Here is a 1,621-nt window from a genome sequence, read left to right as displayed (position 1 = left end):
AGAGGTCGTTCTCTTTCCGAACCTCTTGTGTCATTTCTGCTGGTCAGGTGTGACGTCGTGGCCGCTGCGGAAGTCTCGGCTCGTTACTGGCCGAGATGTCGTGGGGGTGGCGGATGCCGTCGATGCGAGCGGTCCTGGAAGCGCGGCAGAAGGCCGCCGCGGTGCAGGTAGAAGAACTCGAGGCAGAGCTCGTGAGGGTGCGGGCGGCTCTGGTCGACGCGGAAGAGGTTCTCCGGCGCCGGGTGATCGGTCTGGAGCAGTATCTGGAGGCGCTGGCCGAGGAGGATGCGCCCGCCGTGGTGGCCGACAGTGTGTCGCAGAGGAAGCCGGTGGGACCGCGCCGGGCGGTGCCTCACCGGCAGAACGCGGCGGGCGTCGAGGATTTGTCGGTGGACTACCAGGCGCTGATCGCTGCTGCTGTCGAAGCGGGAGGCGACGGCCTGGGTGCCCGGCGGGCGGCGGTGGTGCTGGGCTGGGACAGTGCGTCCGCCTCCCGGGTCGAGGGAGCCAGGGCACGGCTGAAGCGGCTGGTGGAGCGGGGCTGGCTGGTGGAAGAGAAACCGGGCAGGTTCATGCTGCCCGCACCGGAACAAGATGGTGGTGCTGGTGGTGCTGAGCGGCCAGACGGCGGCTCATGAGTATGGTCATCGACCACAGGATGACGGCTTCGCTGCTGTCGGTGCGCCGCTCGTAGTCACGGACCAGCCGCCGACTGCGCAGGAACCAGGCAAAGGATCTTTCCACGACCCAGCGGCGGGGCAAGACCTGAAAGCCGGTGACATCGTCGCTGCGGCGGACGACGTCGAGAACGAGTCCGAGGCGCTGTGCGGTCCAGTCGGCGAGATGGCCGGTGTAACCGCCGTCGGCCCAGACCCGCGCCAGTCGACCGTAGCGGCTCTTCGCCCTCGGCAGCAGGATGCGGGCAGCGTCCCGGTCGGTCGTGGAGGCCGGCGTGACCAGCACGGCCAGAAGAAGTCCGAGCGTGTCGGTAAACAGGTGCCGCTTGCGTCCGTTGATCTTCTTCCCGGCGTCGTATCCCCGTGAAGCAAGGGTGACGGTGGCGTCCGCCTTCACCGACTGCGAGTCCACCACTCCTGCGCTCGGCTCCTCCTCACGGCCCTCACCGTCCCGGACGGCTCCGCGCAGCCGGTCGTGCAGCTCGGCCACCAGTCCGGCATCCCGCCAGCGGGCGAAGAAGGCGTACACGCGAGGCCAGGGCGGGAAGTCCGAGGGCATCGCCCGCCACTTGATGCCGTTGTCGACGAGGTAGCGCACCGCGTCGATCATCTGCCGGTGGCAGTAGCCCTCCGGCCGGCCGCCCCGGCCCGCCAGCCACCCCGGCACCGGCAGCAGATCCCGCACGAGTGCCCACTCGGCATCGCTCATGTCCGAGCCATACCGGGGTCGGCGCCCCGGCCGGTCGGCCGCACTCCCGAACCTGTGGGCGAGACAGTCACACCCAAGGGTGGCCGGACTGGACCCGGCAACCGCCACCACGGGACACTTCGACAACAGGGCCTCTTGCTTCTCGCTGGACTCGACAACCGCGAGCTACCAAGAGGCCCTTCCTGCCATGCCTCCGCACCGGCCAACTCACCCGATCCAGCGCCCCGTTCGAATC

Annotated in this window: 2 protein-coding genes; one reads left to right on the top strand and one right to left on the bottom strand. The window is 69.0% G+C overall.

The genetic code is table 11. The annotated features are described in order from the left end of the window. Positions 1 to 122: 122 nt before the first annotated feature. Positions 123 to 638 carry a hypothetical protein gene (locus IE178_RS34965; RefSeq protein WP_193515057.1) on the top strand — a complete coding sequence of 172 codons (516 nt, stop codon included), beginning with the start codon at positions 123 to 125 and terminating at the stop codon, positions 636 to 638. Here the strand turns inward: IE178_RS34965 and IE178_RS34960 are convergent. Continuing rightward, entirely contained in the window at positions 571 to 1,386 is an 816-nt protein-coding gene (locus tag IE178_RS34960) for an IS5 family transposase (RefSeq protein WP_193515056.1), read from the bottom strand. The two genes, IE178_RS34965 and IE178_RS34960, sit on opposite strands and share 68 nt — an antisense overlap. Between the last annotated feature and the right edge of the window lie 235 nt (positions 1,387 to 1,621).

Origin of the sequence: Streptomyces griseoloalbus (assembly GCA_014650015.1) — a bacterium.
GTDB classification, from domain to species: domain Bacteria; phylum Actinomycetota; class Actinomycetes; order Streptomycetales; family Streptomycetaceae; genus Streptomyces; species Streptomyces griseoloalbus.
This window is presented reverse-complemented; position numbering and strand designations above follow the sequence as displayed.